This is a genomic window from Rhodococcus sp. 7Tela_A2 (assembly GCF_049311045.1).
Lineage (GTDB): Bacteria > Actinomycetota > Actinomycetes > Mycobacteriales > Mycobacteriaceae > Rhodococcus.
The window spans coordinates 31,718-43,839 of the sequence record NZ_JAXION010000026.1; the positions used below are offsets into that span (position 1 = coordinate 31,718).

The 12,122-nt window shown below is 64.6% G+C and carries 12 protein-coding genes and 1 rRNA gene; 1 reads left to right on the forward strand and 12 read right to left on the reverse strand.

Annotated elements, in window-relative coordinates; genetic code table 11:
* Nucleotide 1: 1 nt before the first annotated feature.
* The 10 genes from TVH25_RS07360 to TVH25_RS07405 form a co-directional block, all read right to left on the reverse strand.
* A complete protein-coding gene (locus TVH25_RS07360) occupies nt 2–631 on the reverse strand; it encodes a hypothetical protein (RefSeq protein WP_422423709.1) in 630 nt (209 codons plus the stop codon).
* Nucleotides 632–664: 33 nt separating this feature from the next.
* The gene (locus tag TVH25_RS07365; RefSeq protein WP_422423710.1) at nt 665–1,951 is read right to left on the reverse strand and encodes an MlaD family protein; all 1,287 of its coding nucleotides are present in this window, start codon (nt 1,949–1,951) and stop codon (nt 665–667) included.
* Nucleotides 1,948–3,027, reverse strand: coding sequence for an MlaD family protein (locus tag TVH25_RS07370; RefSeq protein WP_422423711.1), 1,080 nt, complete (start codon nt 3,025–3,027; stop codon nt 1,948–1,950). Before TVH25_RS07370 ends, TVH25_RS07365 begins: the two co-directional genes overlap by 4 nt.
* Nucleotides 3,028–3,047: 20 nt before the next feature.
* Nucleotides 3,048–4,154: an MCE family protein gene (locus tag TVH25_RS07375; protein WP_422423712.1), complete on the reverse strand. Its 1,107-nt coding sequence runs from the start codon at nt 4,152–4,154 to the stop codon at nt 3,048–3,050.
* Nucleotides 4,151–5,200 (reverse strand): MCE family protein, encoded by a 1,050-nt coding sequence (locus tag TVH25_RS07380; protein WP_422423713.1) that lies wholly within the window; start codon nt 5,198–5,200, stop codon nt 4,151–4,153. Before TVH25_RS07380 ends, TVH25_RS07375 begins: the two co-directional genes overlap by 4 nt.
* Before the next feature lie 5 nt (nt 5,201–5,205).
* Nucleotides 5,206–6,243 carry an MlaD family protein gene (locus tag TVH25_RS07385; protein WP_296551678.1) on the reverse strand — a complete coding sequence of 346 codons (1,038 nt, stop codon included), beginning with the start codon at nt 6,241–6,243 and terminating at the stop codon, nt 5,206–5,208.
* The gene (locus TVH25_RS07390) at nt 6,240–7,544 is read right to left on the reverse strand and encodes an MlaD family protein (RefSeq protein WP_422423714.1); all 1,305 of its coding nucleotides are present in this window, start codon (nt 7,542–7,544) and stop codon (nt 6,240–6,242) included. Before TVH25_RS07390 ends, TVH25_RS07385 begins: the two co-directional genes overlap by 4 nt.
* 3 nt (nt 7,545–7,547) lie before the next feature.
* Complete coding sequence (locus tag TVH25_RS07395) at nt 7,548–8,402, reverse strand: MlaE family ABC transporter permease (RefSeq protein ID WP_422423715.1); 855 nt, start codon at nt 8,400–8,402, stop codon at nt 7,548–7,550.
* Nucleotides 8,403–9,236: an MlaE family ABC transporter permease gene (locus tag TVH25_RS07400; RefSeq protein ID WP_422423716.1), complete on the reverse strand. Its 834-nt coding sequence runs from the start codon at nt 9,234–9,236 to the stop codon at nt 8,403–8,405.
* 400 nt (nt 9,237–9,636) lie between these two features.
* Nucleotides 9,637–10,266, reverse strand: coding sequence for a TetR/AcrR family transcriptional regulator (locus TVH25_RS07405; RefSeq protein ID WP_169622821.1), 630 nt, complete (start codon nt 10,264–10,266; stop codon nt 9,637–9,639).
* Between the two features lie 204 nt (nt 10,267–10,470).
* On the opposite strand from TVH25_RS07405, the gene TVH25_RS07410 reads away from it, so the two are divergent.
* Nucleotides 10,471–11,736 (forward strand): cytochrome P450, encoded by a 1,266-nt coding sequence (locus TVH25_RS07410; protein WP_422423717.1) that lies wholly within the window; start codon nt 10,471–10,473, stop codon nt 11,734–11,736.
* Here the strand turns inward: TVH25_RS07410 and TVH25_RS07415 are convergent.
* On the reverse strand, nt 11,733–11,870 hold the full coding sequence (locus TVH25_RS07415) for a hypothetical protein (protein ID WP_422423718.1): 138 nt from the start codon (nt 11,868–11,870) through the stop codon (nt 11,733–11,735). The genes TVH25_RS07410 and TVH25_RS07415 overlap by 4 nt on opposite strands.
* A 168-nt stretch (nt 11,871–12,038) precedes the next feature.
* A 5S ribosomal RNA gene (rrf, locus tag TVH25_RS07420) occupies nt 12,039–12,122 on the reverse strand; the annotation flags it as partial.

Consider the following 12,122-nt stretch of genomic DNA (forward strand, 5'->3'; position numbering starts at 1 on the left):
TTCACGGCAGATCGACCTGCGACGCGAGCCAGCGACCGTCGACCAGTTCCATGGTCATCACGACGCGGCTGCGGTCGAGCCGCGGCTCGGGAACGAGTGCATTGGTCACGGACTGGTCGATGAACAACAGCACCTCGACCTTCGTCGGTGTCGCGGACTTGATACCCGACTCCACGACGACACCCTCGGCCTGCGCCTGATTGTCGATCAGCAACTGCCGGAGTTGCTCACTCGACTCCGCGTACATCTTCTCGAAGTCGCCGGTTGCCCCGTCGAGGACTGCGGCGAAATCACTCTCGAGGTCGGCACCGACCGAGGTGAGGGTGACGGCGTACTGCCGTGCGATGTCGGAGGCCTCACGGGCTGCGCTCTCGACGGCCTTCGCGTCGCGCAGTTGCACACCGAACACCGCGGCTGTCGCAGTTGCAGCGAGTGCGAGAACCACCAGCACCGCGAACCCTGCCCTGCGGAACGTCCGGGATACCGACGGCCGCCCGTCCCCGGCGGGGTTCGCCGGTGTCGTGCCGTCCGCCTGCGTATCCGGTGATTCGGTGGCGGTGGCATTTTCGGTGACGGTGGCCCTTTCGGTGCCGGGCACGTCTTCTCCGACTGTCGCGCTCTCGGTACTCATGTGCGTTCTCCATTCGGGCTTTCGGTAACCGGCTCAGTTGACGCTTTCCCAGGGCATGGTCGGACCGCCGTATTCGAGCGGAACCGTCCGAGGCCCGATGGGAGTCGGATCTGCGCGCCGACGCGGATCTGCACCCGGCGGCAATCCGGCCGCACCTTCCTCTCCCACAGGCCGCGGCGCATTGCGCGCGCCCCGAACGAGAGTCGACGGATCGGGGTTGTTGCAGTACGTGTACAGAAAAGGCTCGGGGAAACTCGGAATCGTCGGCGACTCACGCGGCAGGTCGTAGTCGCACGAATATCGAGGGTAGATGTTGACGAGAGCCCAGACGCCGTCGTCACGGAACGCCGTCATGAGCGCCTCCAGCGTGGACCCGTCCCGCTCGCTCGGGAAGAAGAACTCCTCGAGGGCGGGCACCCTCACGTACGCCATCTGCGCGACGGTGGTGAGATTGCCCAGCAGCTGCACCATCGTGGGCGAATTCTCGGCGATGATCGCGTCGGCCGCCGCCATCGTGTCGGGAGCCGTCTGCACGAACGACCGGAATCCCTCATCCATCGATTCGATTCCACCGAGCGTGTGCTCCATTTCTGCCGACACGGCCTGCAGGCCGGGCGCGGCGTCGGCAAGCGTCCCGAGCACGACCTTCCCGGTGCGCAGGAGCGTGCCCGTCTGCGGCAGCACTCCGTCGAGTGCCGAAATGAGAAACGTGCCGCCGTCGACGATGTCGGACAGTTTCCGGGGTCCTTCCGGTCCGACACCGAGTTCGTCCACGATGGTCTGCAACGACGCCGGATCGATTTGCGCGAGCATGCCGTCCATGTCGTGCATGAGCGCCGACAACGGGACAGGTGTGGTGGTGTCGTCCGACGAGATCTCCGCTCCGTCTTCGAGATACGGACCGTCATCGGTAGCGGGCCGGAAGTCGAGATACTGTTCGCCCGCGAGCGACAGTCCCGCCACCCGCACCTCACCACCGATCGGAATCCGGGTCCGGGAATCGATCTCGGCCAGCATGACAACGCCGTCGCCGGTCAGGTCCACGGAGGTCACACTTCCGACGGGTACACCACGGAGGGCCACGTCGCGCCCCGGAAGGATGCCGCCGGAATCGTCGAAATGGACTCGTACGCGGATCGTCCCGCCCGACAGCCCCAGATCGAAGACACCGAACACCAGATAGCCGACACCCAGGATTCCGGTCATCACGAGTGCCGCGAGCGACAACCCCAACCGATGGGCGTTTCCGATGCGGACCCCGGACACCACCCCGCCCGCAACCACGTCCGGTACTCGCCGCACTCCTGGCCGGTGGGTCATCCTCCCGCCTCCAGCCGGCCCTGCAGACGTGTCAGCGTGTACGTCAGCGTTCCCACGAAGGCTTGCCAATCCGTGTCGTCGGGCAACCGGCTTCCCGGATCGCCCGGGTGCCCCGGAATCGGCTCGGATCCGATCACCAACTGCTCGAGGTCCGCGTCGGTGTTCGCCGCCGTGCTGCTCGTGACTTTCATGATCGGTGCCAGCAATCTGTTGACGGCGGAGAGCTCGGCCTCCGGATCGGTCGCCGCCGCATTCAGCTCTGCCGCAATGCGGTTGATGTCTGCGATAATGCTGCGGGTATCGGTGTCCTGCACCGCCGGAAATCGCTGGATCTGCCGGCTGATGCGGTCGACTTGCGAGACCAGATCGAGCACCTGCGACGTCTCGGCGGCCACCACGTCCAGTGCGGGCCGCGCCGCGAGTACGACGTCGTCGATCGTCGACCGGCGCTCCGAGATCGTCGTGATCAGTTGATCCGTACGGACGAGCGTCTCCTCGATCTCGTCGGTACGTCGTGCGATCAGCCCGAGCAGTCGCGTCGATTCGTTCACGAGATTCGCGAGGTTGTCGCCACGTCTCCCGACCGCCTCCCCCAGACCGTTGACGATCTTCGTGAAATTGCGGAGGGCACCGCCGTTGACGAGAACCGATGCAGTGGAGAGCAATTCCTCGATGGTCGCTGCCGCCGAGGTCGAAGACAGCGGAATGGTGTCGCCTTCCCGGAGTGGCGTGGCGCCGGTGGCCTCGGGCGGCGGCTGCAAGGCCACGAACACATCGCCGAGGGGGGTGGCCGAACGAAGTTCGGCGGTCGTACCTGCCTCGACGGTCACGCCGCTCGCGATGCGCATCGTGACCACCGCTGTGTAATCCTGCACCACCATCGACGCGACTTCACCGATGTCGGCTCCCGACAACTTCACCTTTGCCTTCGTCGGCAGGTTCAACGCGTTCTCGAAAGTCGCGTGCAGTGAATACGACTCGCCGCCCACTCCTGGTTCGGGCAGTGGAAGATCCTCCAATCCGACGGAGCATGCCGTCGTGACGAGCACCGCCGCTCCCGTACCCACGACCGCCACCCGGCGCCACCACGAGCACATCATCTCGGAAGCCCCGCGATTCCCTCGAGCATCGAGGCGATCCCGAATCCCGGACCGAAGTCCTTCAGGGTGCCCGTGCTGCACCCGAGGTCGCGCATCTCGAGAAGAGTGCATACCTGGGACACGAGTTCTCCGTCGAAAAAGACCTTCTCGAGTTGCGCGTGTACCCGGGCGGCCCCGGTCTCCTGATCGATAGCGTTGTACGCGTTGTCCATCAGCAGCGGCGCAAGATCGAGAAACTCGCCGACCTCGTTGCGGTACTCGGCGAGCGCACGGGTGACCGCCTCCGCATTCGTCATCGTGGAGCGAATCGGTTCACGGTTGTCCTGCAGCAGAGAGGTCGCCTGTGCGAGAACCTCGTTGATGTGCGTGCCGGTATCCCCCCACCCGAGATTCGACTCGGCGAGCACCGCGCTCAGCCTTCCGGTCGCCTCACCGAACTCTCGGATATCCGCGTCGTTCGCGGCGGCGGTGCTGCTCAGGACGGAGAGGTTGTCGACGATCGCGGTCAGTTGGTTTCCGGTTGCGGCACCCTGGTCCGAACTCAGCTTCATCGCTTCGGACAGCCTCCCGAGTGCACTTCTGATCCCGACTCCGTTCCCTGCGGTCATGCCGACGCCGAGGTCGAGCAGACTCGATACCGGACCGTTGCCCTCACCGTCACCCTCGAGTTCCAGCGCCATCGTGTCGGCCATCGCCAGCAGTCTGTCGAACTCGATGGGAGTCCGGGTGCGGTCGAGTTCGATGGTGTCGTTGTCCTGCAGCACTTCCCCGCCCGCGTAGACGGGCGTGAGTTCGACATGCCGGTCCGTCAGCACCGAGGTGGACACGGCGACCGCCTGGACGTCCGCCGGGATGTCGGTATCGCCGTCGATCTCCATCGTGACGGCCACGTGAGTACCCCGGGCCTCGACGGTGGTGACCCGGCCGACCGCAATGCCGAGTACCGCGACCTCATTTCCCTCGTAGAGTCCTGCTGCACTGTCGAAGCGCGCGGTGACGGTGATCGAGTCCGGTTCGGCCGATATGCGTCCGGCAACGACAGCAGCCACGGCGACGACCATCGCGGCGATCGCGACTGTGACCAGAACGGTCCTCGATCTCATTCGCACTCCCCGAGGTAGGCGGTCAGGCTGGGGTCGCCGGTGTGACCGGCCAGAGCGCACATCCACGAATCGATCATCGGCCCTGCCGGTGCGGTGAAATCGACCTCGTTGGCCGTCCCCGACGCGTTCGCGAAGTTCCTGATCGGTACCGGAAGGATCTGAAGGATGTTGCGGAACAATGCGTCGTTGTTGCTCAACGTGTGCAGCAGCCCGCTGAGGCTCGCTATGAGCGAATCGATCTCCGTACGGTCGTCGACGACGACCGAGTGAAGGACCTCGACCAGTTCCGCCGTCGAGGTCAGCAACCGCTGGATCAGGTTCTGCCGGGACTCGAGTTCGTGCATCAGATCCCGACCGTCCCGCACGAGGGAACCCAGACTGTGTTGCTGTGCGCGCACGATGCTCGTCATCGACGCGGTGGCTTCCAGGATCGACCCGATCTGATCGCGTCGATCGGCGACGGTGCCCGACAGGCTCTCGATATTCGCCATCACCTGAGGCAACAGCGCGGGAACCCCGTCGAGTTCGGCGGAGAGCGTGTCGAGTGTCGTGCCCAGCCGTTCCGCGTCCACCTGCTCGAACGTCGTGGTTGCGTCGGCCAGGACGGCCTGCAGGTCGTAGGGGACCACGGTGTTCGAGAGTGGAATCCGGTTGTCCGGTAAGGGTGTTGCACCGGCCGGACGAAGTTCCACGTAACGGGATCCGAGCAGTGTGGTGAGCTTGATCGAGGCGATCGTGTCGACGCCCAGATGCACACCCCGATCGATGTCCATCTCGACGAGCACGTGTTCTCCGTCGAGCCGGGTGGCTTCGACCGTCCCGACCTGGATGCCTGCGATCGTCACCCCGTCACCGGGTGTGATCCGCGCGGCCTGCGCGAACTCGGCTTCGTATCGCACCGAGCCGAGTCCGGCACCGGAGACGACCACGGTGGCCGCCAGTGCCACGATGATGCCGAGGACCGTGAGGGTGCCGAGCAGGAGCGGACTTCGGTCCTCGAGCGTGGGCTTCCGCGCTCGCGTGGTTGCCGTCTTCTCCGGCATCATGCGCATCACCCGCACACCGGGGAGTACGTGGCACGGCCCTCGGGCGTGGCCTGCGCGACGAGCGTCGGAATGACGTTGCTCAGAGCGGGTATCAGCGTGACGTTGAAGTTGCACAGGTATGTGCTGAGATAGCTGCCGTCCTGGCTCACCCGGGCGAGGCCCTTGAGCAGCGCCGGCAGGTTCCTCCCGAAATACTCGAACTCCTCCAGGTTGTCCATGTAGTGCTCGGTGAATCCAGGCTCCCTGGCAAGCATGTCGTGCAGATCGGGCTGTATCTCCGCAGTCAGAGTGGCAAGGCGGTCGACGGTCGTGGCGATCGAGTCCATCGACTCGATCGTCTCGGTGCGCCTCGCCGACAGTTCCGCCAAGATCGCCCGCGCGCTGCCGATGACGGAGTCGACGTCCCCGCTCTGCGTCGCCAGATCGTTGATCACTCCGTCGAGATCGACGATGATGTCGCCGAGAATCCTGTCCGGCTCGGCCAGGGACTCTGCCAGACGGGATGTTTCGGCCACGAGCGTGGTCACGGATCCGGCGTCGCCCTGCAACGCAGCGATGATCGCTCCGGTGATCTCGTCCACCTGCTCCGGATCGAGAACGCTGAAGAGGGGTTCGAAACCGTTGAGCAGCACACTGATATCGAAGGACGGCTCGGTTCGCTCGAGGGGTATCTCGGTGTGTGCGGGAAGCGGGGTCGCGGACCCGCCGTCGCCGAGCGACAGACCGAGATACCGCTGGCCGATGATGTTCTGATAGGTGATCGCGGCTTCGGTGTTGTCGTACACGACCTGATCCGACTCGATGCGGAAGGCAACCCGCGCAACCGTGTCGTCGAGTTCGATCGAATCGATGCGGCCCACCCGGACACCGGCCATCCGCACGTCGTCTCCCACCCTGAGCCCGGACACGTCGCTGAAGACCGCGCTGTACGGTGTCGTCGAGCCGTTCACGCCGCGCTGGAGGGTAACGAGCACCGGCCAGGTCAGCGCGATGGACACGATCAGGAACAGGCCCAGGCCTATCAACGGTGTGCGGTAGCTCATCTCGGCGCTCCGTCCGCGTCGGGGATGATGCTCACGACGGCTCCACGCGCCACAGGGCCGAGAAGCAACTCGGCTGCGGCCGACGCATCGCCTCCGAGAATCTTGCCGAGGAGGTCCTTCTCCTGCTCGCCGCCGACCGGACCGACGTTTCCACCGACCGGCACGGTGCTGACGATCGGCGGCTCCCTGTCCAGGGACGAGATCGGCGGCGCTCCCGTGTCCGGTGCGGTGGCGCAGCTCGCACCCGCGAGGTCACCGTAGCGAGGACAGTCGGCTCGTGTGTACATGCGGTGCGGTGTGAACTGGAAGATGAACTTGCCCATCCCCCGCTCCTCGCCTTCCGGCCAGAAACTCTCGAACCATTTGTCGGAGATACGGCGCATCCTCACGGTGATCGGCGTGAACGCGGACGACCCGTCCGCCACTACGCCCAGTACAGGCGTCAACGCCGCCGTAACCCCCATCACCGTGTCCGCGTGTTTCTCCATGCCCGTTGCCAGCGAGGACAGGGTGTCGGCGCCGGCAGCGAGGAGGGTGTCCAGTTCGGCCCGCTGCTCGGTGATCGTGCGCATCGGAACGACAGCGTGATGGACGGCGTCGAGCAGGTCCGGCGCCGACTCGCTGAGCCCCCGCACGGCGTCCGACAGGGCAACCAGTGTCGACGGCCCTCCGTCCGGCGTGAGAACTGCTCCGACCTCCCGCACAATTCGGTCGAGTTGCGCCCCGGCGGTGACGATGTCGTCTCCACGCCGGTCGGTGGCCTCGGCCACGGCGGCGAGAACACCGAGAGTGTGCTGCATTTCGGCTCTCGCTGTCGCGGCTGTGATCTCGCGAAGCTTCGTCAGTGCGGTCTGCAACTGCACGGTCGACAAGCTGGTGTCCTGGAGGATCGTCGACCCGTCGTGCAGCGGTGGCGCCGCACCGTTGTCGACAAGTTGGACCGACGACACGGCGAAGACATTGCTCGGCACGACGCGGGCCGTCACAATGCCCGGAATACTCTGTGCGTACTCGGGTTTCAACGACATCAGTACGACCCCGGCACGCTCTCCCTCGGGCCGGCGAACGTCGCTGACCTCCCCCACGAGGACCCCGCGGAACTTCACGTCCGAACGGGCAGGCAGACCGTCCCCGATGTCGGACAATGCCGCCTCGACGTCGACCGTCTCCGTGAATCTGCCATCGACCTTCACGACCACGAGGACCACCAGCGTCACAGCGACGAGCAACGCGACGGCGCCGGCAGTGAACAGCCTGGTGGGGGTCATCTGCCCGGTATCGCTTTCCAGAATGATCGCCATCTGCTATCCCCCGAGCCTCGCACCCGACCCGATGCCCCACAGCGCGACCGTCATGAGGAGATTGACGACGATCATCGCGGAGATACTGGCGCGCATCGCGCGACCGGCAGCGGTGCCTACGCCCTGCGGCCCCCCGGAGGCATAGAACCCGTAGTAGCACTGGATCGTCGTCGTGATGATGACGAAGACAATCGTTTTGAGCAGCGAATAGAAGATGTCCGTGCCGCTGAGCACCAAGGCGAAATAGTGCTCGTACGTCCCCGACGAGACACCTCCGGTGAAACCGATGACGGCTTGCACCGCAACGTAGTTCACCGTGAGACACACGAGGTGCAACGGAACGACGGCCACGACCGATGCGAGTAGCCGGGTGGTGACCAGGTACGGGATCGAGCGGATCGCCAGTGATTCCATCGCGTCGATCTCCTCCGAGATCCGCATCGCACCCAATTGCGCGGTGAACCGGCAACCAGCCTGCGCCGCAAATGCGAGCGACGCCATGATCGGTGCGAGTTCCCGGGTGGTCGCAGTCGACGCCACCATTCCGGTCGCAGGCTCGAGGCCCAGCAGATGCAGTGCGTTGTAGCCTTCGATCGCCACGATCGCTCCGGCGGACGCTCCCAGGACGATGATCACGCCCGCGGTGCCGCCGCCGACGACGAGCGACCCGTTTCCCCACGTGACATCGGACAGGATGCGCAAGAACTCTTTTCTGTAGTGACGCAGCGTCACAGGGACGGCCGCGACCGCGCGGAGCAGGAACACGACCATGTGCCCGAGACGCTGAATCGATCTGGCCTGTGCCCTGCCTGCGACGACGAACGGGCGCGTGCCGCGAGGCACGTACCGGGAGGCCACTCAGAACCCCGTCCGCGGGAACAGCAGCACATACACCTGCGTGAAGACGACGTTCACGATCATGAGCAGAAGGATCGAGGCAACGACGGTCGCATTGACGGAGTTGGCCACTCCCGCGGGCCCGCCCCGGGTCGACAGACCCTTCTGGCACGCGACGATGGCGACGATGGCGCCGAACACTGTCGCTTTGATCATCGTCAGCACGAAGTCCCCGATGGTCGCGAACGAGGCGAAAGTCGACACGAAACTACCGGGGGTGCCGTTCATGACGAACGTGTTGAAGAGATAGCCCGAGAGAAATCCTACGAAGCACACCAGCCCGGTCAGGGCGAGCCCGACCACGACGGCAGCGACGAGGCGTGGAACGACGAGTCGGCGGATCACCGACAAGCCCATGACTTCCATTGCGTCGATCTCGTCTCGGATCTTTCGGGACCCGAGGTCCGCGCACACCGCCGAACCGGCCGCGGACGCCATGAGCAGGGCCGCGACCATGGGTGCTCCCTGCTTGATGACTGCCAGGCCGCTCGCCGCACCGGCAAGAGAGGTCGCGCCGACCTGGCCGGCCAGCAAACCGAACTGGATCGACAGGGTCACGCCGATCGGCACCGCGACGAACATCGTCGGCAACGCCGAGGCCGAAGCCATGAACGCGGCCTGCCGAACGAACTCCACGAACGGAAACCGCAGAGTGAAGACATCGATGAACAGATACTGGACAGCGCGGAAACCCAGGACGAATTGACCGCCCACGGTCTCGAGTGCGGCAATGGGGTGACGACGAAGGTATCCCCGTGCCCAACCACCGATCTCGTTGGCCGCAGGCGTCGCCATCACCGCTCACCTTGCGTTCCGGCGCCGACCGGACCGGAGCTCAGCGGGAACCGGCAGCGCGACGCCGATCTCGAAATGGTCTGTGCCACGGCCGTTCCCCCTCGACAGTGAGAAAGCGCGTGCGCGGCATTCGCCGGCACACCGAAAGCATCATCGAAAAGTGCTGCACGCGTAGGCATATCGGAGAAACTCGCAAACCGAAGCGATTCTCGGGCATATCGATTCGGGCGACGACCGTCGGGTCACCGACACGACGGCGCGCATCCAGGGGCAGGCTCGACGACCCGCGGGCGACCGGACGTCGAGACGAGATCTTCCCGCTCATCAAGGTAGAAGACAATTCTCATTCATGCAATGGATGTTTTCGAATTGCTTGCCGGCGGTGGGCGCGCCGTCGGCGTTATCGCAGGTCGGAGCGACCGCGCACGTTGCCGATCGCCCGGTCGGCGGCCTCGTTCTCGAGGACTCCCAGGCACCAGTCGATGAGCTCGATGGTTTCGGCATGCCCCGCGGTGACGCCCAATGCCTCCTCCATGACGACGACACGGGAAATGCTCGTCATCAGGACCGACACCACCACGGCCGGAATCCTCGATACGTCGTACTCGGTGCGTGCGAGAACCTGCTCGGCCGCGGCCAGCTGACCCACGCGGAACAGTTCCGAGTAACGCGCGATTTCCGCACGCAAGGCGGGACGATGGCGGGCCAGCGCGATGAACTCCATGGTCACCGCAACGCCGGTCGAGTCGGTACTGAAGTTCCACAGCGCCCGCAGAGGGTGGGGCGCGTCCAGGATCGCTGCCTGGATCTGCAAGCCCTCTTCCGCACGACGCCGAAAGACCTCCATGAAGAGGTCGTCCATGGTGCGGAAGTAATAGTGGACCAACTGCGGTTTGAGGGCAGCCTTGTCTGCAACCCGGCGCGAAGTGACTGCGGCGTAACCGCTTTCCACCATCAGCTGCTCCGCTGCGTCGAGTAGCACCGAACGATTCTTCGCGTCCGGTGCACCTATCCGCCTGGACGACGTCATGCCCCACCTCCGTTTCGTCGCGGCGGGTCGCCGGTTCGGGCCATGGTAGCCGCGCAATACATGTGTCCTTGACCACATCTGCTGTCCCATGCTATCCATGTATCCAGCACTGCTAGGCAGGCGCTCAGCATCGGGCGAGGCTGACGTTGATCGGTACTACCGCAGTTGTGCACGTTCCCGTGCGCACGACGTCAGGAGACCCGATTGAACGACTTCGACTCGAAGGACTTCTTCACCGACCCGTCCTTCATTCCCGATCCACACCCCTACTTCGACCATCTCCGGTCCAGGTGCCCCGTGCAGTTCATCGAACCGCGCGGCGTTGTGGCGGTCACCGGCTTCGACGAATGCCTTGCGGTTCTGCGCGATACGTCGACGTACTCGAACATCAACGCCGCGACCGGCCCTTTCCCCGGTATGCCCTTCGAAGCGAACGGTGATGACATCACCGATCAGATCGAGCAGCACCGGCCCGAGATTCCGCTCAACGAGCACCTCGTCACCATGGACCCGCCGAAGCACACCCGGATCCGCAGGTTGCTCGGCGGTCTGTTCAGCCCGAGGCGACTCGAGGAGAACGAAGAGTTCATGTGGCGGCTCGCCGACCTCCTGATCGACACGTTCCACGGCGCCGGCAAGGTCGAACTGCTCAACGAATACGCGCAGCCCTTCGCGCTGTTGACCATCGCAGATCTCCTCGGTGTGCCCGAGGCCGATCACGCCGCGTTCGTCGCGCACCTGTCCACCCAAACTCCGGGCGCGATGGCCGAAGACGGCGCACTCGGCGCCAATCCTCTGGAATTTCTCGATTCCAAGTTCTCCCGCTACATCGAGTCCCGACGAGAGGAACCTGCCGGCGACGTCCTGTCGATACTCGCCGAGTCGACGTACTCCGACGGCGAGACCCCCGAAGTGGTCGAACTCGTACGCCTCGCCACGTTCCTGTTCGGTGCGGGGCAGGACACCACCGCCCGACTGATCACCGCATCGTTCAGGTTGATCGCCGAAAATCCCGATCTCCAGAAGCAACTTCGCGAAGACCGCAGTCTCATCCCGCAGTTCGTGGAAGAAGCCCTGCGCCTCGAAGGCCCGGTCAAGAGCGACTTCCGGCTCGCGAAGAAGACGACCACACTCGGCGGCGTCGACATTCCCGCGGGCACTCCGGTCATGGTGTCGCTGCCCGCCGGCAACCGCGATCCCCGGCGATTCCCCGAACCCCACGAGCTCCAGCTCGACCGCGCCAATGCCCGCGAACACATCGCTTTCGGACGAGGAGTGCATTCCTGCCCCGGCGGACCTCTCGCCAGGGTCGAGGCTCGCGTCACCGTCGAACGCCTCCTCGACCGCATGGCGGACATCAAGATCTCCGAGGAGAAGCACGGGCCCGCCGACGATCGTCACTTCACCTACGAGCCGACGTATATCCTCCGCGGCCTGGCTTCGATCCATCTCGAATTCACACCCGTCTAATTCGGCACCGGAAGGGCCGACTCATACAGCACCGCTGTCCGGTACTGCCGGGCAGAGAACGTCGACGCAACGTGGTCGCCGTCGACCACCGCCGGCTGCCCGACAGCCACGCGCAACAACTCGGCCTTCGTCACGGTGTGCATCCTGCCCACTGACCGGACAATGATCAATAAATACGAAAAAGGGACCCACTTGTGGGTCCCTTCGTTGAAACACAAATCGAAAAACACTTGCCCCAGAAACACTATCCATACAAAACACTGAAGGCCCCCAACACAGTTGGGGGCCTCCAGCAAACGGGTGTTCGGCGGTGTCCTACTCTCCCACACCCTGTCGAGTGCAGTACCATCGGCGCAATGGGGCTTAGCTTCCGGGTTCGGAATGGG

What these genes read in the sequence shown, in the direction of transcription:
- TVH25_RS07360 (WP_422423709.1), bottom strand. Translation starts at nt 631, where the DNA reads ATGAGTACCGAGAGCGCGACAGTCGGAGAAGACGTGCCCGGCACCGAA.
- TVH25_RS07365 (WP_422423710.1), bottom strand. Translation starts at nt 1,951, where the DNA reads ATGACCCACCGGCCAGGAGTGCGGCGAGTACCGGACGTGGTTGCGGGC.
- TVH25_RS07375 (WP_422423712.1), bottom strand. Translation starts at nt 4,154, where the DNA reads ATGAGATCGAGGACCGTTCTGGTCACAGTCGCGATCGCCGCGATGGTC.
- TVH25_RS07380 (WP_422423713.1), bottom strand. Translation starts at nt 5,200, where the DNA reads ATGATGCCGGAGAAGACGGCAACCACGCGAGCGCGGAAGCCCACGCTC.
- TVH25_RS07385 (WP_296551678.1), bottom strand. Translation starts at nt 6,243, where the DNA reads ATGAGCTACCGCACACCGTTGATAGGCCTGGGCCTGTTCCTGATCGTG.
- TVH25_RS07390 (WP_422423714.1), bottom strand. Translation starts at nt 7,544, where the DNA reads ATGGCGATCATTCTGGAAAGCGATACCGGGCAGATGACCCCCACCAGG.
- TVH25_RS07400 (WP_422423716.1), bottom strand. Translation starts at nt 9,236, where the DNA reads ATGGCGACGCCTGCGGCCAACGAGATCGGTGGTTGGGCACGGGGATAC.
- TVH25_RS07405 (WP_169622821.1), bottom strand. Translation starts at nt 10,266, where the DNA reads ATGACGTCGTCCAGGCGGATAGGTGCACCGGACGCGAAGAATCGTTCG.